The sequence below is a fragment of the Frankia sp. AgPm24 genome, from assembly GCF_023243055.1.
In the GTDB taxonomy this organism is placed as follows: Bacteria; Actinomycetota; Actinomycetes; order Frankiales; family Frankiaceae; genus Frankia; species Frankia umida.
Genome location: NZ_JALKFW010000002.1, coordinates 1 through 22,884 on the forward strand (window position 1 = coordinate 1; position 22,884 = coordinate 22,884).

The 22,884-nt window shown below is 71.3% G+C and carries 20 protein-coding genes; 13 read left to right on the forward strand and 7 right to left on the reverse strand.

Annotated features, from left to right (window positions below; all coding sequences use genetic code 11):
* Positions 1–284: 284 nt before the first annotated feature.
* The 9 genes from rimO to MXD61_RS00900 all read left to right on the forward strand — a co-directional run bounded on the left by rimO (position 285) and on the right by MXD61_RS00900 (position 7,622).
* Positions 285–1,760: a 30S ribosomal protein S12 methylthiotransferase RimO gene (gene rimO, locus MXD61_RS00860; protein ID WP_248810832.1), complete on the forward strand. Its 1,476-nt coding sequence runs from the start codon at positions 285–287 to the stop codon at positions 1,758–1,760.
* Entirely contained in the window at positions 1,757–2,392 is a 636-nt protein-coding gene (locus tag MXD61_RS00865) for a CDP-alcohol phosphatidyltransferase family protein (RefSeq protein WP_248810834.1), read from the forward strand. Before rimO ends, MXD61_RS00865 begins: the two co-directional genes overlap by 4 nt.
* Entirely contained in the window at positions 2,382–3,653 is a 1,272-nt protein-coding gene (locus tag MXD61_RS00870) for a competence/damage-inducible protein A (protein WP_248810836.1), read from the forward strand. The genes MXD61_RS00865 and MXD61_RS00870 overlap by 11 nt, the downstream gene beginning before the upstream one ends.
* Positions 3,654–3,801: 148 nt before the next feature.
* Entirely contained in the window at positions 3,802–4,113 is a 312-nt protein-coding gene (locus MXD61_RS00875) for a helix-turn-helix domain-containing protein (protein WP_248810838.1), read from the forward strand.
* Between the two features lie 78 nt (positions 4,114–4,191).
* Entirely contained in the window at positions 4,192–4,659 is a 468-nt protein-coding gene (locus MXD61_RS00880) for a DNA starvation/stationary phase protection protein (protein ID WP_248810839.1), read from the forward strand.
* 111 nt (positions 4,660–4,770) lie between these two features.
* Positions 4,771–4,965, forward strand: a complete 195-nt coding sequence (locus tag MXD61_RS00885) for a hypothetical protein (RefSeq protein WP_248810841.1) — start codon at positions 4,771–4,773, stop codon at positions 4,963–4,965.
* 68 nt (positions 4,966–5,033) lie between these two features.
* Entirely contained in the window at positions 5,034–5,843 is an 810-nt protein-coding gene (locus MXD61_RS00890) for a PspA/IM30 family protein (protein ID WP_248810843.1), read from the forward strand.
* Complete coding sequence (locus tag MXD61_RS00895) at positions 5,830–6,597, forward strand: hypothetical protein (RefSeq protein WP_248810844.1); 768 nt, start codon at positions 5,830–5,832, stop codon at positions 6,595–6,597. Before MXD61_RS00890 ends, MXD61_RS00895 begins: the two co-directional genes overlap by 14 nt.
* Before the next feature lie 473 nt (positions 6,598–7,070).
* The gene (locus tag MXD61_RS00900) at positions 7,071–7,622 is read left to right on the forward strand and encodes an RNA polymerase sigma factor (RefSeq protein WP_163548889.1); all 552 of its coding nucleotides are present in this window, start codon (positions 7,071–7,073) and stop codon (positions 7,620–7,622) included.
* On the opposite strand, the gene MXD61_RS00905 is transcribed toward MXD61_RS00900, so the two are convergent.
* Genes MXD61_RS00905 through MXD61_RS00915 form a run of 3 tightly spaced genes read right to left on the reverse strand, consistent with a single transcriptional unit; the run spans position 7,579 to position 14,628 of the window.
* Complete coding sequence (locus MXD61_RS00905) at positions 7,579–8,547, reverse strand: DNA-formamidopyrimidine glycosylase family protein (protein WP_248810846.1); 969 nt, start codon at positions 8,545–8,547, stop codon at positions 7,579–7,581. The genes MXD61_RS00900 and MXD61_RS00905 overlap by 44 nt on opposite strands.
* Positions 8,534–9,934, reverse strand: a complete 1,401-nt coding sequence (locus MXD61_RS00910; protein ID WP_248810848.1) for an MFS transporter — start codon at positions 9,932–9,934, stop codon at positions 8,534–8,536. The genes MXD61_RS00905 and MXD61_RS00910 overlap by 14 nt, the downstream gene beginning before the upstream one ends.
* Positions 9,931–14,628 (reverse strand): ATP-dependent helicase, encoded by a 4,698-nt coding sequence (locus MXD61_RS00915; RefSeq protein ID WP_248810850.1) that lies wholly within the window; start codon positions 14,626–14,628, stop codon positions 9,931–9,933. Before MXD61_RS00915 ends, MXD61_RS00910 begins: the two co-directional genes overlap by 4 nt.
* Before the next feature lie 103 nt (positions 14,629–14,731).
* Here MXD61_RS00915 and MXD61_RS00920 point away from each other — a divergent pair, with 103 nt between their 5' ends.
* The 4 genes from MXD61_RS00920 to rny all read left to right on the forward strand — a co-directional run bounded on the left by MXD61_RS00920 (position 14,732) and on the right by rny (position 19,266).
* Positions 14,732–14,923 carry a DUF3046 domain-containing protein gene (locus MXD61_RS00920; protein WP_248811050.1) on the forward strand — a complete coding sequence of 64 codons (192 nt, stop codon included), beginning with the start codon at positions 14,732–14,734 and terminating at the stop codon, positions 14,921–14,923.
* A gap of 168 nt (positions 14,924–15,091) precedes the next feature.
* Entirely contained in the window at positions 15,092–16,150 is a 1,059-nt protein-coding gene (recA, locus tag MXD61_RS00925; protein WP_248810852.1) for a recombinase RecA, read from the forward strand.
* 3 nt (positions 16,151–16,153) lie between these two features.
* Positions 16,154–16,834 (forward strand): recombination regulator RecX, encoded by a 681-nt coding sequence (gene recX / locus MXD61_RS00930; protein ID WP_248810854.1) that lies wholly within the window; start codon positions 16,154–16,156, stop codon positions 16,832–16,834.
* Positions 16,835–17,217: 383 nt separating this feature from the next.
* Complete coding sequence (gene rny / locus MXD61_RS00935; protein WP_248810856.1) at positions 17,218–19,266, forward strand: ribonuclease Y; 2,049 nt, start codon at positions 17,218–17,220, stop codon at positions 19,264–19,266.
* Here rny and MXD61_RS00940 read toward each other — a convergent pair whose 3' ends face one another.
* The 4 genes from MXD61_RS00940 to MXD61_RS00955 form a co-directional block, all read right to left on the reverse strand.
* Positions 19,267–20,136 carry an amino acid ABC transporter permease gene (locus MXD61_RS00940; RefSeq protein ID WP_248810858.1) on the reverse strand — a complete coding sequence of 290 codons (870 nt, stop codon included), beginning with the start codon at positions 20,134–20,136 and terminating at the stop codon, positions 19,267–19,269.
* Positions 20,133–20,780 (reverse strand): amino acid ABC transporter permease, encoded by a 648-nt coding sequence (locus MXD61_RS00945; protein WP_372512032.1) that lies wholly within the window; start codon positions 20,778–20,780, stop codon positions 20,133–20,135. Before MXD61_RS00945 ends, MXD61_RS00940 begins: the two co-directional genes overlap by 4 nt.
* Positions 20,781–20,944: 164 nt before the next feature.
* Complete coding sequence (locus MXD61_RS00950; RefSeq protein WP_248810862.1) at positions 20,945–21,871, reverse strand: glutamate ABC transporter substrate-binding protein; 927 nt, start codon at positions 21,869–21,871, stop codon at positions 20,945–20,947.
* A gap of 112 nt (positions 21,872–21,983) precedes the next feature.
* Entirely contained in the window at positions 21,984–22,718 is a 735-nt protein-coding gene (locus MXD61_RS00955) for an amino acid ABC transporter ATP-binding protein (RefSeq protein ID WP_163547414.1), read from the reverse strand.
* Positions 22,719–22,884: the final 166 nt, after the last annotated feature.

Below are 22,884 nucleotides of genomic sequence, written 5' to 3' on the forward strand. Positions count from 1 at the left end.
GCGCCGGGGGCCGCCGGGGGCTGGCCCCCCCCCGGGGCCCGGGGGGGGGGGGCGCGCCGGGGGGGTGGGGCGGCGGTTCCGCGGAACCGCCGCACGGATCCCGCGGCCATACCGATGATGATCGAAAGAAGGGACGGATCGATGCAGCCCTGCGCCAGATGCCGCGCCGCGGCGGTGTCGGGTGCCGAGGATCAAGTGAATCGAGAGCGCGTGGCGAGGCTGTCGCTGTCGGCCATGTCGGGCTGGTGCGGCGCCGGTCGCCGCTGCCCCGGTAGCCTGACCTCGTGTCCACACGTGCATCTCGCCGGGTAGCTCTGATCACGCTCGGTTGCGCCCGTAACGAGGTGGATTCGGAGGAGCTGGCGGCCCGCCTTGCCACTCAGGGGTGGCAGTTGGTCGACGAGGCCGCCGATGCCGACGCCGTGCTGGTGAACACCTGCGGTTTTGTCGACGCCGCGAAGAAGGATTCGATCGACGCCCTGCTTGCCGCTGACGATCTGCGCGGTCAGGAAGGCATCGACGGACCGCAAGCGGTTGTGGCTGTCGGATGCCTGGCCGAGCGGTATGGCGGTGATCTCGCGGCGAGCCTTCCCGAGGCTGATGCGGTGCTCGGTTTCGACGCGTACCCGCGCATCGGCCAGCACCTGGACGCGGTCCTGGCGGGGGCCGAGGTGCCGGCCCACCGGCCGCGTGATCGCCGGAGTCTGCTGCCGATCACTCCGGTGGATCGATCCGCCGCCGCGGTTCATGTGCCCGGGCATGGCGCTGTGACGCAGGTGGCCGTGGAGCGTCGGCGATTGACGGCAGGTCCGGTCGCGGCCTTGAAGATCTCCAGCGGATGCGATCGGCGATGCGCGTTCTGCGCCATCCCGTCGTTCCGTGGCTCGCATGTGTCGCGGCCAGCGCAGGATGTGCTTGCCGAGGCGGAGTGGCTCTCCGGCGAGGGGGTGCGTGAGCTGGTGCTGGTCAGCGAGAACTCGACGTCCTACGGCAAGGATCTCGGTGATCTGCGTGCGCTGGAGGGGCTGCTGCCGCGGCTCGCGGCGGTGCCGGGCATCGTGCGGGTGCGAACGGTGTACCTGCAGCCAGCGGAGCTGCGACCGTCGCTGGTGGAGGTGCTGCTGACCACCCCGGGTCTGGCGCCGTACCTGGACCTGTCGTTTCAGCACGCGAGTCCGGGTGTGCTGCGCCGCATGCGACGCTTCGGTGGCGCCGAGCACTTCCTTGACCTGCTTCGCCGCGGCCGTGCGTTGAACCCGGAACTCGGCGCGCGATCCAACGTCATCGTGGGCTTTCCGGGCGAGACCGAGGCCGACGTGGATGTTCTCGCCGAGTTTCTCGTCGAGGCGGAGCTGGACGCGGTCGGCGTGTTCGGCTACTCGGATGAGGACGGTACCGAAGCGGTCGGTCTGCCAGGGAAGATCGAGGTCGAGGAGATCGAGCGTCGCCGGGTGCGGATCACCGATCTCGTCGAGCAGCTGACCGCGGATCGCGCGGCCGGGCGCCTCGGGCAACGGGTTCAGGTGCTCATCGAGGAGGTCACGGATGGGCTGGCCCATGGCTGCGCGGGCCACCAGCAGCCCGAGGTCGATGGGGCGTGTGTCGTGCGCCTGTCCGGTCCAGCGCGACAGGATCCGGTGCGGGTCGGTGATCTGGTGGAGGCGCGGGTGGTGGCGACCGAAGGCGTGGATCTGATCGCCGAGTTCGAGGCGGTGCTCGACCGGGCGCCGCGCGGCGCCGTCGCGGCCGTCGAGACGTGACAGCCACTCCCGACGGTGCTCCGGTGCTCAACGTGGCCAATGTGCTCACGGTGTCACGTCTGGTGCTGGTGCCGGTTTTCGTCGCCTTCCTGCTTGCCGGGCCGGACAGTGACAGCTGGCGGTACGCGGCGTTCGCGGCCTACGTCGTGGCCGCGATCACGGACCAGATCGACGGGCTGATCGCCCGCCGCTGGCATCTCGTGACCGATTTCGGCATCCTTGTCGATCCGATCGCCGACAAGGCACTGACCGGAGCCGCGCTGATCTCACTGTCCGCGCTGGGTGAACTTCCCTGGGTGGTCACGGTGGCGATCCTGGTGCGGGAGATCGGCGTGACCCTGCTGCGGCTGTGGGTCATCCGATTCGGAGTGATCGCCGCCAGCCGAGGTGGCAAGGCGAAGACCCTGCTGCTCAACGTCGCGATCGGGTTGTACGTGCTGCCGCTGTCGGGGGTGGCGGCGACCAGCCGTGCGGTGATTCTCGCGGCCGGAGTGATCGTGGCGGTGGCGACCGGGGTCGACTATGTCTACCGGGCGCTGGCCCTGCGCCGGCAGGCCGCGGCCCAACGGCTGCTGCGGCAGCCGCACGGGGAGACTCCCACGGACCGCGAGGGGTATGCCGATGCGTGCTGAACTGCTGGCTGTCGGCGATGAGCTGCTCTACGGCGACATCGTCAACGGCAACGCCGCCTGGCTCGGTGGCCAGCTCGCCGATGTCGGGGTGACCCTCGAACGGTCGGTGGTCGTCGGTGACGACGTGGAGACGATAGCTGCCGCGATCCGTTCGGCGTTGGACCGCGCGGACACCGTGCTGATCACCGGTGGCCTCGGGCCCACCCAGGATGACCTGACCCGCGAGGGCGTCGCCGCCGCAGCGGGTGGAGTCGAGGTGCGCCGCGTGGAGGCGCTCGCCGACGAGTTGGCCCGTCGCTACGAGCGCCAGGGTCGCGGCGACGCGCTGCCGAGCATGAACTTCCGTCAGGCTGAACTGCCGGTCGGTGCGGAGCCGCTGCCGAACCTCGCGGGGACCGCGCCCGGTGTGCGGATGGAGATCGGCGCCGGCGTTGTCTACGCGATGCCGGGCGTGCCGTTCGAGATGACGGCGATGTTCACCGCGAGTGTCCTGCCGGATCTGCTTCGCCGGGCCGGCCAGCCGGCGGTGGTCGTGCACCGGGTGCTGCGCACCGCGGGTATGTGGGAGTCCTCCGTGGCCCAGGCGCTGGCCGAGGAGGTCGATCGGCTCGCTCCGATCGGCAATCCGAGGATCGCCTTCCTGGCCAGCGAGGGGCAGACCCGGGTCCGGATCACCGCCCGCGCGCGGGATCGGGCCGAGGCCGACGCGTTGATCGCTCCGGTGGAGACGGCGGCCCGGGCAGCGCTGGGGGACGGGGTGTACGGCAGCGACGACGACACGCTTGAGGGCGTCGTCCTTGCCCTGCTCGGCGTGCGCTCGGCGACGCTCGCGGTGGCCGAGTCGATCACCGGTGGGCTGCTCGCCGGCCGGTTGACCGAGGTGCCGGGCTCGAGTGCGGTGTTCCGCGGGGGCGTGGTGTCCTACGCGACGCAGGTGAAGGCATCGGTGCTGGGTGTGGATGCCGATGTGCTCGCGACACGGGGGCCGGTGTCGGCGGAGACGGCGGCCGCGATGGCTACCGGGGTCCGCGACCGGCTGGGTGCGGACTATGGTCTGTCGACGACCGGAGTGGCCGGCCCGGGCGGCGCGCAGGGGCATCCGCCGGGGACGGTGCATCTTGGTCTCGCCGGCCCGCGGGGTGTGATCACCCGGCTGGTGCGGCTGCCCGGCGATCGGGCCCGGGTACGGATGTTCGCTGTCGTGTCCGCGCTGGATCTGCTCCGTCGGACGTTGACCGTGGGGTCGGATGTGGCAGTCTGAACGCACTCGGTGATGGACTCTCGACGAGACACGGGAGTAATCGCCGGACCCGAGGTGCTTACACAGTTACAGTCCCATCAACGACGGCCCGAGGGCCGTGGTGGTGGGTATACGGTGAACGCATCCCGCGGACGAAGGAGGAGGCTCGATGGTCCTGCTCCGACGCATGATCGGCGAGGCGTTGCGCCGCCGCCGTCAGGATCAGCACCGCACGCTTCGGGAGGTGTCGTCGGCGGCCCGAGTGTCGCTCGGCTACCTGTCCGAGGTCGAACGCGGCCAGAAGGAAGCGAGCTCCGAGCTGCTCGCGGCGATCTGCGAGGCCCTCGGGGTCCGGCTCGCCGATCTGCTGCGTGAGGTCAGCGAGGACCTGGAGCTCGCCGAGCTCGCGGTCGGCGCGACAGTGGGCGGTGCCACGGTGGTAGTACCGGCTCGTCCGACGGTGGTGGAACGGGCGGCCTGACCGTCGGCTTACGCACCTCGATCCCGGGCACGTCTGTGTATGCAGGCGAACGCCTGAGAGTGAGGGGGCCACCGAGCCATGAGTGCAATCCGAAGCCCACTGTCCGACGAGGCTGGCATCATTGCCGGCGAGGCGCTGCAGGGCGCTCTGGTCGATCTGATCGACCTGAGCCTGTTCGCCAAGCAGCTGCACTGGAACGTGACGGGCCGGACATTTCGTAGCGTGCATCTTCAGCTCGACGAAGTGGTCACGCTGGCTCGACGCTACGCCGATGACGTCGCCGAACGGGCCGTGGCGATCGGGATCAATCCGGACGGTCAGTCGGCGACCGTCGCCCGCGGCACCCATCTGCCCGGCGTCGAGGTCGGCTATGTCGCGGATGAGAAGGTGCTGCGGCTGGTGACGGAGGTCCTCGCCGCGACCGTGACCAGGATGCGGACAAGAATGGACATCACCGGGCAACCCGATCCGGTCACCCAGGACCTGATCATTGGCATCGTGCGTGATCTCGAGCAGCAGCACTGGATGTTCCAGGCCATGGTCTGACCCGGGCGTGTGCTGGCCCGGAAGGGGTAGCGCAGTGGCGGCTGGCCCGTGGATCTGCCACTGTCCCCGGTTACAGGCACTGCGGCGAGAAGGCCAGAGAGAGTAGGTGACGTGAGCACCGCCTCACGACCCGAGGAGGAGGACGTCGAGCCCGGGCATCGGCCCATCCAGGTGTGCAAGGGCTGTAACGGGCTCGGCGAGCAGCTCGTGGTGTTCGCGACCGCGCGCGGTGGGTTCGTTCCGGCGTGCCGGCCCTGCCTGATCTGCGCGGGCCGCGGTCGTACGACGCTGAGTCCGCCGGTCTGACATGAGGCCGACTCGATTGCCTCCACGGTGGAGCCGCCGACGGGGCCGGCTCGTGCGACGATCGATGTATGGCGAATGTGGTTCGCAGGATTGCCCGCTACCTGTCCGCGTCAGCGAACCGGAAGTTTGACGAGCGAGCGGATCCGCGAGTCCAGATCGACCAGGCTATCGAGGATGCCCGCCGTCAGCATGAGGCGCTGATCCAGCAGGCCGCCCTGGTGCTGGGTAACCAGCGCCAGCTTGAGATGCAGATGGCCCGTCAGGCGGATGAGGTCACGAACCTCACCGAGTCGGCGCGTTCGGCGTTGCTGCTGGCCGATCGGGCCAGCGCCGCCGGTGATCTCGCTGGTGCGACCAGCTACGAGGAGACCGCGCAGGCCTTCGCCAGCCAGCTGCTCACCGCGGAGTCGTCGCTGGAGGATCTGCGGAACCTGCACCGGCAGGCGGTGGCCTCCGCGGCCCAGGCCCGCACAGCGGTGGAGGACAACGAGGTGCGGATGCGGCGGCATCTCACCGAACGATCCCGGCTGCTGACCCAGATCGAGCATGCCGCCATGCAGGAGCAGATGACCCGGGCGATGGAGGGGATGTCGACCCTCGCGCCCGCCAGTGACACACCGACCCTCGCCGAGATCCGGGACAAGGTCGAGCACCGCTACGCGGTGGCGCTCGGCCGCCACGAGCTTGCCTCGCGAGGCACCGAGGCCCGCATGGTCGAGGTGCGTCGGGCGACGCTGGACGCGCGTGCGCAGACCCGCCTCGCCGAGCTGCGTGGTGCGCTCACGGCCGGCGCCGAGGGCGAATCGCTGGTGCCGCCGTCGCTGACCAAGGGCGATCCCACGGCGGGGGAGGGGCCGGCCGGCGATGGACGGTCCTAGCCGCACCCGCCGTTTCGACGCCGCCGCGGCGACCGTGCCCGCGTTACCGGACTGGGTCGGTGCGGAGGTGGAACGCCGTTCGTTGCGCCGGGTCCAGCGCCGTGAGGTGCGGGGGCGGCGCTGGGTGGGACGGTGGGTGGCGGTGACCACGACAGGATGGAGCGCCCTCGCGGCGCTCTCGCCGGTGGGTGCGGTGCTCGGTGGCTGGGAGTGGCTTCTGCTGGGCGCGGCGGCCCTCGCCCGGGCCGGGCTTGGTGGTCGGGAACTCGCGGAGCTGCGTCGCGATGACGCGGCGCTGCGTCTGCCGGGCGCGAACGCGCCGAGCCCGTGGGCGCTGCGCGGATCCGCTGCCGCGGCGCCGCTGCGCCGAGGCGAGGCGGCGCTGGGCACTCTGGTCGCACTCGCCCGCTCGCTGGGCGGCTCGGCCGGCCCGTCCGGCGGTCTGCTGCGAGGCGCGGTGACCGGCGCGGTCGAGGTGGTGGACGGCCTGCGGCTCGGGGCGGTGCGGATGGTGGCATGTGAGACGGCGATGCGGGCGATGACCGATCCGCAGCGGCGAGCCGGGCTCGTCCGCACCCGCGACGAGCTGGCCGCCGCGATGGTGGCGTCGGCCGCCGGGCTCGACGATCTGCTGGTGGCCGCCGTCGACGTGGTCGGTGGCTCGGCGGCTCCCACGGCGGATCTGGCGCGCCTGCACGCCGACACCGACCTGCTGCGCGAGTACGCGCGTGCGCTGCGTTCGCTGGCCGGTTGAGGGCTGCTCGGGCCAGTACGGCGGACAGGGCGTCCCCCACAGTGTCAGCTATCCAACTGGGTGGCACTTACGGGGGAGAGATCGTCACGTTTACGCCCGGTTCATTGATTACGGAGAGTAGTACATGGCAATCCGTCATAGGTCATGTGGGGGGCTGCGCAACCATCTGGCCGGTCCGCGAGGCGATTTATCGCCGTTTGGTGGCGTTGGGTCGCTGCAAAGTCAACAGATCCGCCCCTGTCGTGCACACTGTGCGTAAGTGTTGTGCTTGTCTGCGAGCGGGTTAGGTCGGACGACACTGGCCTGCCCAGGAGTGGATGTGTAATGTCCGGCTTGTCCAAGGCTCGCTGTCTGGCACACAGCAGGCACACAAGACCAAGGCGCGTTGCGGTCCCCGGTACTGGCGCGTACCGGATCGGCCCGTAGGGCGCTGGGGGGTGGCGCGGTCCTAGCAGGTCAGAGGTGGACTTACCGTGACATGCCCAACCGAGGAGATTCCCTCGGTCGGTTCCGTGGTCGGCGCAGGCGTCGCCGAGCTGGACCGGCCCTACAGCGAGCAGCGTTGGTCGCTGATTCTCCCGCACCGGGAGCGGCTGATCCACATCGCCCGCCGTCGACTGCCCAGCAAGGCGGACGCGGAGGACTGCGTGCACGAGGCGTTCATTCGCGCCGCGGGATTTCGTGATCTTGATGCAAGTCGGGTCGGTCAGTTCCTGACGACCACTGTGTTGCGGTTGTGCGTCGACCATCACCGGGCCCGCCAGCGGGCCGAGCGGGCCGTGGTCCGTGGGTATCTGCAGCCGTGGGAGCCGGCGCCGGACGACGCGGTCTGCGACCGGGCCGAGGCGCGCTGGTTGTTGGCTCGAGCCGGCACGTTGCGCGGCCGGGAACGTCAGGTGATCATGGCGCGTGCGGCGGGAATGAGCACCCGGGAAGCCGCCGCAGATCTTGAAATCAGCCTGAAGGCGGCCGAGGGCGCGTTCACCCGTGGCCGGGCCCGCCTGATCTCCTTCTCCCGAAACTGATCCCTGCGGAACCCGTGTTCGCCCGGAGCTCACGTCCCGCCCCCGTCGGGCTGATCGGCGCACGTTGCGTATAGCGAGTACCAGATGGCTGGCAGTGCGGGCACCACGTGGTTCGGCGACCTTCGCCGTGGCCGCGCCCGGGCCCGCCGCCATCGCCATCGGCCAGGTGACCGTCCCCTTCATCGTCCCCGTCCGTGCTGTCGGCGACGAGGATGCGGGTTGCGCACCGCCGGCAGGGCCGTCCCGCCCGGCCGTAGACCCAGTGTTCCTGCCCCGCACGTGGGGACCCGGTCGTCGTCTGATGGCCGCCCCGAGCACCAGCGGAGATCATCAGCTGGGCTCGGCGGATGAGCCCGGCGAGGTCGGGTACGTCCTGCACCGCCGTCCATGGCGAGACGCCAGCGACGAAACAGGCTTCGGTCCGCCAGATGTTGCCCAGACCCGCCAGGTTGCGCTGGTCCAGCAACGCGGCGCCGATGGAGCGCCGTGGACGGGCCCGCAGCCGGGTGAGAGCCGCCTCGAGATCCCAGTCGGGGCCGAGGAGATCCGGTCCCAGATGGCCGACCGCCTCGTGTTCACGGTCGCCGGGTAGCAGCTCGACGATGGCCAGCCGGTAACCGACCGCGGTCTGTCGCGCGGTGACGAGCACGACGCGAACCTGCCAGTCCGGCCCGCCGGTCCACCGTGCCTGCGGTGGGTAGAGGTGCCAGCTGCCCTCCATCCGAAAGTGCGTGTGCAGGCTCAGCCCACCGTCGAATCTGGTCAGCAGATGTTTGCCGCGTGCGGTGACGCCGCTGATCCGCTGTCCGGACAGGTCCACGGTGGCGAGCGCTGGTACTCGCAGGTCGCTGCGCAGCACTGTCTCGCCGGCGAGTGCCGCGTCCATCCGCCGCGCCGCCCGCCACACGATGTCACCCTCCGGCATGTCCGTCCTCCGGGAGTCTGCGGGCGACCAGCAGCGCACCCACCAGGCCAAGTGACACGGTCAGGGCGAAGGTGGCGGCGAGCCCGGTGGTCGGCGCCCCGCCCGTGGCCTGACTCGCGGCCACCGCCACGCCGCCGAGTCCCGCGCCGAACGCCGTGCCCAGGTTGTCGGTGAGCGAGACCGCCATGCTGGCCTCGCCCTGACGCTGCGGCGGGGTCAGCGCGAGGACCAGCGTCACGATCGTCGAGTACGACAGGCCGATACCGTAGCCGGCCACGCCCCAACAGGCGACCGGGACAGCCAGCGGCACCCCCTCGAGCAGGACCGTGGCGAACCCCCCGGTCCCGACGGCGACGAGGACCAGCCCGGCGGTGACGACGCTGCGCATCTGCACTCGTCCGGCAAGGCGCGCCTGGGTCCAGGACCCGGCGGCCCAGCACAGGGTCGCGCCGGACACGGCGATTCCCGCGACCATGGTCGATTCATGGCGCACCGCGGTGAACGACAGCGGTACGAACGGGTCCGCCCCGAAGAAGGCGCAGGTCAGCAAGCCCCTGCTGGCCACAGCGGCCGGGATGCCTGGACGCATCCGCAGCGTGCCGGCCGGGAGCAGCCGCCGCAGTGGCCCGCCCGCGCAGACCAGTCCCGCCGCCAGCAACGGCAGTCCCAGTGGGGACCGGCTGGTCAACGCGGCGAGCACCAGTCCGGCGCCGAGGGTGACCCGTACCGCCGCCACCGTCAGCCCGCCACCGCCGCCCGGGACAGCGGAGCTGGGCCCCTCGGCGCCGTCTGCCCGGGTGACGGCGGGCAACGCCCGAAGCGCGCGCAGCGGGATGAGGCCGAAGACGATGGTGAGTGGAAGCAGGCCGCCGAAGACCCACCGCCAGCCGAGGTGTTCGGCGATCAGGCTGGACAGCGCCGGACCGCCGAGCCCCGGCACCACCCACGCCGTGGACAGCACGGCGAAGACCCGAGGATGCAGCTCGTGGGGATAGGTCCGGCCGATGGCGGCGTAGGCCACGGCGGGGATCGTGCCCCCTCCGACGCCCTGGAGGGCCCGGGCGGCGACCAGTACCGGCATCGTCGGCGCCATCGCGGCGATCAGCAGCCCGATCACGAAACACACCAGGCCGACGGTGAAGGGTCGGGCGGGGCCGGCCCGATCGGTGTCACCGCCGGCCAGCACGATGCCGATCGTCGTGCCGAGGAAGAACGCGCTGGTGGCCCAGCCGTACAGCGTGAAGCCGCGCAGGTCGGCGGCGACCTCGGGCAGGACCGTGACCACGGCGAGCGCCTCGAACGCGACCAGCGTGATGATCGCGACCAGGCCGACCGTGAGGGCCCGCACCCGCCGGTCCCAGGTGGAGACGACAGCCGGTTCGTTCACCTGCGCAGACGCAGCCCGCGTGGGGTCAGCGCGAATCCGGCCCGGGTCAGCGCGACGCCGATGGGGCTACCCGTGACGGCAGCCCCATCGGACTTCTCGACATGCAGGGCGCCCAGCGCCCCGTCGACGACCGCCCGGGCCAGCGCGCCGGCGGCCCGGTCGGTGAGCTGGTCGTCGGTCGTCCAGGTCAGCAGGGAACGTCCACCGCGTTCGACGTAGAGGACGAGGTGGCCCTCGACCAGCACCACCAGCGCGCCGGCCTTGCGGCCCGGCCGGTGCCCGGCGGGCAGGTCGGGCCCGGCGGTCGGCCGGTCCGGCCAGGGCAGCGCCGCGCCGAACGGGTTCGCCGGGTCGGTCGCGGCCAGCACGACCGCGTCGGACGTGGCGCCCTGCGGGTCCCGACGGCCGGGCCCGGGTGCCCAGGCCGGGGCGTCGGCGTCATCGCGCTGGGTCGCCGCGATCGCCCGCAGCCGGTCGACCGCGCCGGGCACGGCGAACTGCGCGGCGCCGAGCGATTCGACGAAGTACCCGCGCCGCGCCCGTCCGGCGTCCTCGAACGCGCTGAGCACCCGGTAGACCGCGGCGAAGCCGCCCGGTGGATGTTCCGCGGTGACCGCCCCGCGGGTGACGATGCCGTGCCGTTCGAGCAGCGCCTCGGCCTGGGCGTGGGCCCGCCGGGTGGGGTCGTCGTCGCGGGCTGGCAGCGCCGACCATCGACCGGCCGCGGTCGGCGGCCCGGTGCGTCGCGGCAGCGCCGGTCGACCGTAACGCGCTGGACGGACCCCCGGCGCCCGCCGAACGCGAGCCGCGCCGGGCCCGGCGCCACCGGTGGGCCCGCGGCCGGCGGAGAGCAGCACGCGCAGCGGTGCCAGCGTGTCATTGGTGATCTGACCAGCCCAGACCAGATCCCACAGCGCTTCGGTGAGCGCGGTGTCGTCCAGCGACCCGACCCGGTCGGACAGCGCACGCATGAACAGCGCCGATCCATCGCTCAGTGTGTCCAGGAGTGCGAGGTGCAGCGGGCTGCTCGCGGCGTCCGGGTCGGGTGCGGGCAGCAGCAGCGGCGCGGCGTCGGCGGTGACGAGGGTGAGCCAGCCATCCCCGCCGGGCAGGGCACCGGCACCGGCCCAGTGGACCTCGCCGGCCGAGCACAGCTCGTCGAGCAGTGCCGGAGAGTAGTCACGCACCCGCGCCGGCAGCACCAGCCGCTCCCAGGCGCTGGCCGGGATGAGCGCACCCTGCAACTGTTCGATGGCCTGCAGCACACCGTCGACACCGCGGGCGGCCCGCTGCCCGGCCCTGGAGATGCCGTGCCAGGCGGGCAGGAACGCACCGAGCGCGCGGACCGGGGTCGGTTCGATCTCCCGTCGCAGCGCGGCGAGGCTGCGCCGCCGCAGCATCCGCAGCACCTCCGCGTCGCACCACTGCTCGCCCGCGCGGGCGGGATGCAGCTCGCCGCGCACCAGCCGGCCGCGGGCGGTCAGCGCGTCCAGCACCGTGGTGACAACGGCGACGCCCAGGCCCAGACGGCGGGCGGGTTCGGTGGCGTCGAACGGCCCGTGGGTGCGGGCGTAGCGGGACAGCAGATCGCCGAGGGGATCCTCGACCGGTGCGGTGAAGGCGTCGGGCACGCCCATCGGCAGGGCGACCCCGAGCGCGTCACGGAGTCGCCCGGCGTCCTCGACCGGGACGAAGCGTTCCTCGCCGGCGATGCGCACGCGCAGAACGCGCCGGGCGTGTTCGAGTTCGGCGAGCCACTGTGACGTCGCGCCGCGGGCGACGGCCTCCTCGAGGGTCAGATCGCCGACCAGGCGCAGCAGGTCGGCGACACCCTCGGCGTCGCGGGCGTGGCGCTCGGGGCTGCGCCGGCTCAGGTCGGCCTCCACCTGGGCGAGCGCGGCCGGGTCGATGAGCTCACGCAGGTCGGCCTCGCCGAGAAGTTCGGCGAGCAGCGAACTGTCCAGCGAGAGAACCTGGGCGCGCCGTTCGGCCAGCGGGGCGTCCCCGTCGTACATGAAGGCGGCGACATAGCCGAACAGCAGGGCGCCGGCGAACGGGGACGGTGTCGGCGTCGCCACCTCGACGACCCGCAGCGAGCGGCCCGCGATCCTGCGCATCAGATCGACCAGGGCCGGGGTGTCGAACACGTCCTGTAGGCACTCCCGCATCGTTTCCAGCACGATCGGAAAGTCACCGAACGTCGCCGCCACCGACAGCAGTTGCGCGCTGCGCTGGCGCTGTTGCCACAGCGGTGTGCGCCGCCCGGGGGTGCGCCGCGGCAGCAGCAGCGCCCGACCGGCGCATTCGCGAAAGCGGCTGGCGAACAGGGCGCTGCCGCCGATCTCGGCTCGCACGATCGCGTCGATCTCGTCGGGGTCGAACACGGCGAGCTCGGCGCCGGGTTCCTGCGCTCCGTCCGGGATGCGCGCGACGATGCCGTCGTCGGTGTGCATGATCTGCACCTCGGTGCCGTACTGCTCGCGCAGCCGGGCGCCGAGCGCGAGCGCCCACGGCGCGTTCACCGGCGCGCCGAACGGCGAGTGCACGGCGAGTCGCCAGTCACCGAGTTCGTCGCGGAAACGTTCGACCACGATCGTGCGGTCATCGCTGAGATGGCCGGCGACGGCGCGCTGTTCGTCGAGGTAACGCAGCAGGTTCGCGGCGGCCCAGGTGTCGAGCCCCGCGGCGCGCAGCCGGGCGTCGGCCGCGGTGGCGTCGAGCTGGCCGAGCTGGCGCACGAACGCGCCGAGTTCCTGGCCGAGCTCCGCCGGACGCCCGGGCGTGTCGCCGTGCCAGAACGGCAGCCGGCCCGGCCGGCCCGGGGCCGGCGTGACCAGCACCCGATCGGCGGTGATCTCCTCGATCCGCCAACTGGACGAGCCGAGCAGCACCACGTCACCGACGCGGGACTCGTAGACCATCTCCTCGTCGAGCTCGCCGACCCGGCTGCTCTTCTCCCCGACCAGGAACACGCCGAACATGCCGCGGTCGGGGATGGTGCCGCCGCTGGTCACCGCGAGCCGTTGCGCGCCGGGCCGACCATGCAACAGGCCGGTGGTCCGGTCCCAGACGATCCGGGGCCGCAGTTCCGCGAAGTCGTCGGACGGATAGCGCCCGGCCAGCATGTCGAACACTCCCTCCAGCACCGAGGCCGGCAGGGAGGCGAAGGTGAACGTCCGCCGCACCAGCGCGCCGAGATCGTCGACGGACCAGTCCTCCATCGCCGTCATCGCCACGATCTGCTGGGCGAGCACGTCCAGCGGGTTACGCGGACAGCGCAGCCGCTCGATCTCCCCGGCCCGCATCCGCTCCGCGACGACCGCGCATTCGAGCAGGTCACCACGGTGGCGGGGGAGCACCACGCCGACGCTTGGCGCGTCGACCTGATGCCCGGCGCGGCCGACCCGCTGCATGCCGGCGGCGACGCTCGGCGGTGACCCGATCTGGACAACGAGATCGACCGCGCCCATGTCGATGCCGAGTTCCAGGCTGGACGTGGCCACCACCGCGGGCAGCCGGCCGGCCTTGAGGTCCTCCTCGATCAGCTGCCGCTGCTCGCGGCTGACACTGCCGTGATGGGCACGGGCCACCTCCGGCCAGGCGGGGTCGACGCGGGCAAGCCCGGCAGCGCCCATCACCTCGGCCGGCAGCCCACCCGGCGGGCCGGCGCCGCGGGTGGCAGGGTCACCGAGGGGATCGTCGGAATCCGCGTCGAGCGGCCCGGGAACGGGGCCCGCCGCCGCCAACCGATCCGCGTAGCGCTCGTTGAGTCTGGCGCACAGCCGTTCCGCCAGGCGGCGGGAGTTCACGAACACGATCGTCGACGCGTGCGCCAGGACCAGGTCAAGGACCCGTTCCTCGACCGCCGGCCAGATGGACGCCCGGGTGGGCTCCGCCGCGGCGGAGCCGCCGGCGTCGGCCTCGGCGGCTGGCCCACCGAGGTTCGTCATGTCCTCCACCGGGACGACGACCTCGATCTCGAGGGTCTTCGCCGCCGGTGGGCGCACGACGCCCACCGGCGCACTCCCACCGAGGTACCGGGCGACCTCGTCGATCGGGCGGACCGTCGCCGACAGGCCGACCCGCTGCGCCGGTTCGTCGAGCAGCGCGTCGAGCCGCTCCAGGCTCACCGCCAGATGCGCACCGCGTTTGGTGCCGGCCACCGCGTGGACCTCGTCGACGATCACCGTGCGCACCCCGCGCAGCGACTCGCGGGCGGCGCTGGTGAGGATCAGGAACAGCGACTCGGGCGTCGTGATGAGCACGTCGGGCGGACGGGTGAGAAAGCCGCGTCGTTCGGTGGCCGGGGTGTCGCCCGAGCGAATGGCGACGTCCACCTCGGGTTGGGGCAGACCCAGACGCTGCGCCGCCGCCCGCATCCCGGCGAGTGGGGCGCGCAGGTTGCGCTGCACGTCGACGGCGAGCGCCTTCAACGGGCTGATGTAGAGCACCCGGCAGCGACGGGTCCGCTCCGGCGGTGCCTGCGAGCGGGCGATCGCGTCCAGCGACCACAGGAAGGCCGCGAGTGTCTTCCCGGAGCCGGTCGGCGCGACGACGAGCGTGTTACCGCCGCCGCGGATGGCCTCCCAGGCGCCGCGCTGGGCCGGGGTCGGCGCGGCGAAGGCTGCCTGGAACCACGCCCGCGTCGGTGCGGAGAACGGCGCGAGCGGGTCGGCGGCCATGTCATCCAGCATGCCGTCCAGTCTGCGACGGGGCTCCGACAGTTTTCGTCGGCCGGGTCGAACGTCGGCGACGCCCCGTCCCGACGTTCGGTGCGCCACGGTGCACACTGGACGGGTGCGGCTGACCGAGTTCTGGGCAAGAATGAACACACAGTTCGGATCGAGCTACGCGGAGTCATTCGCCCGCGATCATGTGCTGGCCGGCCTCGGCGCCACGGTGGAGTCCGCGCTGGCTCGCGGGGATGATGCCCGGGTCGTGTGGCGGGCTGTGTGCGAGGAGTTCGACGTGCCCGCCCGGGAGTACTGAGGGGGTCCCCGGCGGCGTGTCGCTCCGCTATCGAACTCCTGTTCGGGTATGTTGTCCCCATGCGCCAACTTGTCCACAGATCAGTCCCGGCCCTCGAAACTGTCGGACCCAGGGCCTAGCGTCAGTCCCGTGGCCAAGAATCGACGACCTCAGCATGGAGTTACTCCGATGGCGGCAGGACTTGACCGTGAGAAGGCGTTGGAGAACGCCCTCGCACAGATCGACAAGGCGTTCGGCAAGGGATCTGTCATGCGGTTGGGGGACGAGACCCGGCTGCCGATCCAGGTCATCCCCACCGGGTCCATCGCGCTGGACGTAGCGCTGGGCATCGGCGGGCTCCCTCGCGGGCGCATCATCGAGGTGTACGGCCCGGAGTCCTCGGGAAAGACGACGGTCGCCCTGCACGCGGTGGCCAACGCGCAGGCTATGGGGGGCATCGCGGCGTTCATCGACGCCGAGCACGCGCTCGATCCGGAGTACGCCGGGAAGCTCGGGGTGGACACGGAGGCGCTGCTCGTCTCCCAGCCCGACACCGGTGAGCAGGCCCTGGAGATCGCGGACATGCTGGTCCGCTCCGGCGCGCTGGACATCATCGTCATCGACTCGGTGGCCGCGCTCGTGCCGCGTGCCGAGATCGAAGGCGAGATGGGTGACAGTCATGTCGGGCTGCAGGCCCGGCTGATGTCGCAGGCGCTGCGCAAGATGACGGGGGCGCTGGCGAACTCCGGCACCACCGCCATCTTCATCAACCAGCTGCGGGAGAAGATCGGGGTCATGTTCGGCTCGCCGGAGACGACGACCGGTGGAAAGGCGCTGAAGTTCTACGCCTCGGTGCGGCTGGACGTCCGCCGGATCGAAACTCTCAAGGACGGTGCCGAGGCGGTGGGTAACCGCACCCGGGTGAAGGTCGTGAAGAACAAGGTTGCCCCGCCTTTCCGTACGGCGGAGTTCGACATCGTGTACGGCGGTGGAATCAGCCGTGAGGGCTCCCTTATCGATATGGGTGTCGAGCACGGCATCATTCGCAAGTCCGGTGCCTGGTACACCTATGACGGCGACCAGCTCGGTCAGGGCAAGGAGAACGCCCGCTCCTTCATGCGGGACAACCCCGACCTGGCCAACGAGGTCGAAAAGAAGATCAAGGAAAAGCTGGGCATCATTCCGACGCTTGAGGCCGAGGCCGAGGCCGAGGCCGCGGTCGCGGCGCCGGTCCCCGTCGACCTCTAGCGGATGCGTACGGGTCGGCAGGACGCCGAACGTGGCCCGACCTCCGCTGGTGTTGCCGGGCGTGATCCGGCTGACAGCGGTGGCCGAGCCGTCGACCCGGTGGCGGTGGCGCGGGAGATCTGCCTGCGTCAGCTCACCACCCGTGCACGAAGTCGGGCCGAGCTCGCCACGACCCTGCGCCGCCGCGGTGTGGTGGACGACGTCGCGGAGACAGTGCTCGACCGGCTGACCGCGGTCGGTCTGGTGGACGACAGCGCTTTCGCCGCGGCCTACGTCTCCTCCGCGCGCACTCATCGTGGTCTGGGGCGTCAGGCGCTGGCGGCGGAGCTTCGGCGCCGTGGAGTGGAGGCCGACGTCGTGCAGGTCGCGACCGAGGCCGTGGGCGACGCGGAGGAAGAGGACGTCGCCCGAGATCTGGTGCGGCGTCGGTCCGCGGCGATGCGCGGGCTGCCCGCGCCGGTGCGGGCCCGGCGGCTGCTGGCTCTGCTGGCTCGACGTGGCTACTCGGCGCAGTTGGCTTCGCGGGTCGTGCGTGAGGAGCTCGCGGCAGATGATCATGACATCGGTGGCGCGCGCCGCGGCGGCACGGATACCGATGGCCCCGATCTCGATGCTCCTGGCCCCGATGGCCCTGACCCGGGTGGGCTGGGGCTGGACCTGGAGGGCGAGGAGGCGAACTGGTAACCCGGCGTGTCCGACGGCGCGATTGCGACGGATGGCCCGTGACCGGCTATATCCACAGTTTCTTGACGCGGTAATCCGTCATGATCTACCCTTCGGGTCGAAAAGGTGACAGGGTCCCGCGGCGACGCGGTGCAGATAGCGCGATGTAGACAGCCGATCCACCTTCACACGTGGGCATCCGTCTTCGGCAGATGCCCAGGCCGGTGCGCTTCACCGTCCGTCCATCATTGATGGTCTGGTGTGGGCGCGTCGAAGCGAGCCCACCGGTCGGTGGGGGCGTTCGCCTGCCGCCCACCACGGCCGTGTCCGCGCCAGGTCGTGGATCCTTCGCCGCTTCGGTTCAGCTCGCCCCCGCGAGCCGGACGACAGCGGAGGGAGCAGCGGTGGAAGGCGTCCTGATCATCGTCCTGTCCGTCGTTGTACTCGTGCTCGCCGGGCTGGTCGTGATGGTCGCCCGGCTCACCCATCCCGACGGTCGGCGGCCGCGCCCGGTGCGCGCGCGATCGAGGTTGCCCGCGATCGGCGACGTTGTGCGTGGGTTCGGCATCGGTTCCAGGTCCCTGCCCCTGGAATCGGGCGGTGTCCTGCCCCCCACGGCGGACGTTCCCGACGGGGCGGACGAAGAGCCGACCGTTCGAGTGCTCCCCGCGTCCGCCGCGGCAGGCCCCGTGCAGCGACAGCCGGCCGACGACAGGTCACAGCCGGCGCTGGCATCCTCCGCGGGTCCGCCTGGGACGCCGATCGAGCCAGCGACCGCCGAGGCAGCGGCCACCGAGACCGCGACCGCCGAGACCGCGAGCACCGAGACCGCGAGCACCGAGACCGCGAGCACCGAGGTCGAGGCGATCGAAGCTGGGGCGGGCGAGTCCGCGCCGGTGCTGGCTCGGGCGGAGCGGGAGGCGCAGGAGCGGCTGGTCCGGGCGGAGCGGGAGGCAGCGCAGATCCGGCGCCGGGGAGCCGAGGAGGCCGCGGCGCTGCGTGACCGGGCTCGGGCGCAGGCCACCGCGGAGGCGCGGCGGTTGGAGGCCGCCGCCCGCGACACGGCCCGTGCCGAGGCGGAGTCCGTCCGGGTGGAGACGGCGGCGATCCGGGCCGAGCAGCGGCTTCGGGCGGAGGCGCTGGAGGCCCGGGAGCAGCGCCTTGACCAGCGGGTGGCCGAACTCGACGAGCGGGTCGCGGACATTGACCAGCGGTCCGAACGGGTGACACACCGAGACCAGGAGCTCCGCGAGCGGGAAGCGGAGTGCGCCCGCCGCACCGCCGAGGCGGACGAACGTGACAAGCGGCTGCGGCAGGCGCTGGAACGCGTCGCCGGGCTCACCACCGCGCAGGCCCGGGCGGAGCTGATCACCAGCATCGAGCAGGACACCCGCCGCCAGGCAGCGCTGCGGGTCCGGGAGATCGAGACCCGAGCCGAGGAGGAGGGCGAACAGCGGGCTCGGCGCATTGTCACCACGGCGATCCAGCGGGTGGCCTCCGAGCAGACCACCGAGTCCGTGGTGACCGTCCTGCAGCTGCCGGGCGATGAGATGAAGGGGCGGATCATCGGCCGGGAGGGCCGCAACATCCGCACGTTCGAGTCCGTGACCGGGGTGAACGTCCTCATCGACGACACCCCGGAGGCGGTGCTGCTGAGCTGCTTCGATCCGGTCCGCCGCGAGATCGGACGGATCACGCTCGCGGCGCTGGTCGCCGACGGGCGGATTCATCCGCACCGGATCGAGGAGGAGCACGCCCGCGCCCAGGTGGAGGTCGAGGCCCGCTGCGTGCGAGCGGGGGAGGACGCCCTGGTCGAGACGGGAGTCTCCGAGCTGCACCCGGAGCTGATCGTGCTGCTCGGACGCCTGCGCTACCGGACCAGCTACGGCCAGAACGTGCTCGCGCATCTGATCGAAAGTGCGCATCTGGCCGGCCTGATGGCCGCCGAACTGCAGCTGGAACTGCCCCTGGCCAAGCGGGCCGCGCTGCTGCACGACCTCGGCAAGGCGCTGACCCACGAGGCGGAGGGTTCCCACGCGCTCGTCGGCGCGGATGTGGCGCGTCGGTACGGCGAGTCCGAGGAGGTCGTGCACGCCATCGAGGCCCATCACAACGAGGTGGCGCCGCGGTCGCTGTGCGCCGTGCTCACCCAGGCCGCCGACCAGATCTCCGGTGGTCGGCCCGGTGCCCGTCGGGCCAGCCTCGAGTCCTATGTGCGGCGCCTCGAAAGCATCGAGCGGATCGCGGGCGACCGGCCGGGCGTCGACCGGGTGTTCGCCATGCAGGCCGGACGGGAGGTCCGGGTCATGGTCGTACCCGAGGAGGTCGACGACGCGGCCGCCCATCTGCTCGCCCGGGACGTCGCCCGCCAGATCGAGGAGGAGCTGACCTATCCCGGCCAGATCCGGGTGACCGTCGTGCGGGAGACCAGGGCGGTGGGTACCGCCCGCTGATCAGCTCGTGGCGCTGCCGGCCGCGGCGTCCAGCGCCACGGTGGACCGCCCGGTGCCAAGGCGGCGGCTCTGTCGCTGGTCCAGCCACCGGGCCAGCAACGACAGCAGGCCGTTGGTCACGATGTACATCAGCGCCATCACCGTGTAGATGGGCAGGGCGTACCTGCTCCCGAGGAACTCCACCGCACCGCGGCCCGAGCGCAGCAGCTCGCTGTAGGCGATGACGAACCCGAGCGAGGTGTCCTTGAGCAGGGTGACCAGCTGGCTGATCAGGGTCGGGCTCATCCGTCGCACCGCCTGCGGCAGCTGGACGAGCCGGAACACCTGCAGCGGACGTAGGCCGAGGGCGGCGGCGGCCTCCGTCTGACCACGGTCGATCGAACGGACCCCGGCTCGGAAGATCTCGCTGAGTACCGCGCCGTTGTAGGCCGTCAGGCCGATGACCAGGGCCCAGAACGTCGAGATCTGCCAGCCGAGCGCCGGCAGCCCCAGGTAGGCGAACAGGATCAGCATCAGCACCGGCAGGCTGCGCAGCAGTTCCACCGCGGTGGTGGCGGCCCAGCGTGGCACACGGCGCTTCGATATCCGGCCCAGAGCCAGCAGCAGGCCGAGTGCGACGGCGAGCACCATGCCGGTGGCGGCGGCGCGCAACGTCGCGAGCAGCCCCTTCCACAGCAGGGTGCGCAGCTCCGGCTGGTCGAGGAACACCCGCCACAGCTCACCGTCGAGCTGGCCCTTGTCGGCCAGGCGGGTCAGGGCGAGGGCGAGCAGTCCCGCGAACACCGCCAGCGCGACCAGGCTGCCGTACAGAATCCGTCGTCGTCCCCGCGGTCCGGGCGGGTCGGCGAGGACCAGCGGTGTTGCACTCATCGCGTCCGCTCCAGCCGTCGTTCGGTGATCGCCAGTCCGCCGGCGAGCGCCAGGGTGAGGATCAGGTAGCCGACGACGCCGCCGAGCAGGACGGCGACCACGGCGTCCGGATTCGCCGTGGTCAGCCGCTGCACCACCCCGGTCAGTTCCTGGACGCCGAAGGCCGCGGCGATCGAGGTGTTGCGGATCAGCGCGCTGATCACACTGCCGAGTGGCTGCAGGACGGCCCGCAGCGCCTGGGGCAGCACGACCAGGCGCAGGTTCTGCCGAAAGGTCAGGCCCAGCGCCCGCGCCGCCTCCGCCTGACCGACGTCCACGCCGTTGATGCCGGCGCGCACCGCCTCGCAGACCAGCGCCGCATGGTAGATCGACAGCGCGAGGACGGCGAAGGCGAAGTACGAGAACACGATGTCCAGCCGCGGCAGGACGAACACCACGAAGAAGAACACCACCGTCAGCGGGGTGTTGCGGACAAGCTGCACATAGGCCGTACCGGCCCAGCGCAGCGGCGGGACCGGCCCGACCCGCATCGTCGCGAGCAGGGTGCCGCCGATCAGCGCCGCCACCGCGGCGAACAGGCTCAGCCCCACCGTGCGGCGGAAGCCTTCGGCGAAGATGTCGAGGTTGTCGAGGACGGTGTCGATCGCGAACTCCCTGTCGCTGCGGGCGGAGACGGTTGGGGCGGAGACGGTTCGGGCAGCCGTCTCCGCCCGCGTCGAGCTGCCGCGTGGCGCGGCGAGTCAGGAGTTGCGGGGAGTCAGGAGTTGCGGCGAGTCAGGTGTTGCGGAGAGCCAGGTGTCGCGGAGGGTCAGGAGGTGTAGCGGTCCACCGGCGGCGGCGTCGGCGTGGACTTCTCGACCTTGCCGACGGTGCTGCTGAACGCCTTCGCCCAGCGGCCGTCGCGGTAGGACGCCTCGAGGGTGTCGTTGATGAAGGTTCGGAACGCGGTGTCGCCCTTGCGGATCCCGATGCCGTACGGCTCCCTGGTGAACGGCTCGCCGACGAGCTTGAACGCGTCCGGGTCCTTGTCGATGAGGCCGAGCAGGATCACGTTGTCGGTGGTGACCGCGTCGACCTGGCCGTTCTTCAGGGCGTCCGCGCACTTGCTGTAGACGTCGAACAGGACGAGCTGGGCGGTCGGTACCTGGGTGCGGATGTTCTCGGCTGGCGTCGAGCCGCTGACCGAGCAGACCTTCTTGCCGGCCAGTGATTCCTTGCCGGTGATATCGGTGTTGTCCTTCTTCACCATGATCGACTGTCCGGCGACGTAGTACGGACCGGCGAAGTCGATGACCTTCTTGCGCTTGTCGTTGATGGTGTAGGTGGCGACCACCAGGTCGACCCGGCCCTGCTCGATGAAGGGCTCCCGGTTCGCGGACACGGTCTCCACGAAGTTGATCTTGTCCGTGGGAACACCCAGGGCGCCAGTGATGATCTTGGCGATCTCGACGTCGAAGCCCTCGGGCTTGCCGCTGAGGTTCTTCAGGCCGAACAGCGGCTGGTCGAACTTGGTACCGACGGTGATCTTGCCGGCGTCGTGCAGGCGGGCCATGGTCGTGCCGGGCGCGAAACTGGCGGTGGCACTCGGCGCGGCCGCGGTGTCGTCGCCGTCGCTGCCGCAGGCGGACAGCCCCAGCGTGGCCAGCAGCGCCACGCCGAGGGCGAGCGCGCCACCTCGCCGGTACGACCGATGACCTCGACCAGCCGGTCGACCTTGCCTGAACACTGTGCGCATGAACCATTCCTTCCGTGGGGGAGCGGGGCGTGGTACGCGAGCCGTCGGGCTGCCGAAGCGGGAAAGAAGCAGGAGACTGGAGGCAGGAAGCGGGGGATGCGGGCGGCGCCGCTCAGTGCCGCAGCACGCGGCCGAGGAAATCCCGGGCCCGCTCCGAGGTCGGTGCGTCGAAGAAGGTCGCTGGCGGGGCCGTCTCCACGATCCGGCCGTCGGCCATGAACGCGACCCGGTCGGCGGCGGAACGGGCGAAGCCCATCTCGTGCGTGACGACGATCATGGTCATGCCGCTGCTGGCCAGCGCCCGCATGACGTCGAGCACCTCGGAGATCATTTCCGGATCAAGGGCGGAGGTCGGTTCGTCGAACAGCATCAGGACCGGGTCCATCGCGAGGGCCCGGGCGATCGCGGCCCGCTGCTGCTGGCCACCGGAGAGCTGCCGGGGCAGCTGGTCGGCCTTGTCCGCGATACCCACCCGCTCCAACAGCTCCCGGGCCCGTTCCTCGGCCTGGGATCGCTTGCGGCCGAGCACCGTGACCGGCCCGAGTGTCAGGTTGTCGAGGATCGTCCGATGCGCGAACAGGTTGAACGACTGGAACACCATCCCGACCCGGGCACGCATCCGGGCCAGCTCGCGCCCCTCGGCCGGTAGCGGCCGGCCCTCGAACAGGATGCGGCCCTCGTCGATCGTCTCAAGCCGGTTGATGCACCGGCACATCGTCGACTTGCCGGAACCGGACGGCCCGATGACGACGACCACCTCACCGGATTCCACCGACAGGTTGATGTCGGACAGCACACGGTTGGCGCCGAACGACTTGCCGACCCCTTCCAGGCTCACCAGGGGCACTCGATCCTCCTGACGCGGAAACGGAAACGGTGGGTGATGGGTCGATAATCCCGATCCACGGCGAACCATGCCGCCAGACGCGCGCAGGAGTCGCGATCCCGACAGCCGGCGGGTGACGGCACGGCCCGGCGGTGTCCCGACCACCGGGTGGATGCGCGTGCCGTAG